Origin of the sequence: Xanthobacter autotrophicus, assembly GCF_030015065.1 — a bacterium.
Taxonomy (GTDB): domain Bacteria; phylum Pseudomonadota; class Alphaproteobacteria; order Rhizobiales; family Xanthobacteraceae; genus Xanthobacter; species Xanthobacter autotrophicus_D.
The window spans coordinates 1-395 of record NZ_JAIVFN010000541.1; the positions used below are offsets into that span (position 1 = coordinate 1).

The 395-nt window shown below is 72.9% G+C and carries 1 protein-coding gene; it reads right to left on the minus strand.

Annotated features, from left to right (window positions below; genetic code table 11):
* The coding region (gene trxC, locus K9U40_RS24425; RefSeq protein ID WP_282892621.1) for a thioredoxin TrxC at nucleotides 1-394 on the minus strand (394 nt) is incomplete at its 3' end.
* Between the last annotated feature and the right edge of the window lies 1 nt (nucleotide 395).

A 395-nucleotide genomic window follows, 5' to 3' on the forward strand; every position in this document is an offset into this window, starting at 1 on the left:
GAGCGCCCGAGATGCGCGCCACCTCACGCCCCTGGCGGAACATCACCATCGTCGGGATGCTGCGGATCGCATGGCGCGCGCCGATGGCGGGGTGCGCTTCCGTGTCGAGCTTGGCGAGCCGCACCGACGGCTCCAGCGTGCGGGCGGCCTGCGCGAACGCGGGCGCCATCGTCCGGCAGGGACCGCACCAGGGCGCCCAGAAATCCACCACCACGGGAATGTGGCTGCGCTCGACATGGCGGACGAAGGAGCCTTCGTCCAGCACCGCGGGCTCGCCCGCGAACAGCGGCCGGTGGCACCGGCCGCAGTCCATCTGCACCGTCCCGGGCGGGGCCGACAGGCGCTCCGAGGCGACGCGGTTGGTGACGTGGCAGTGCGGACAGACGATGTGCAGG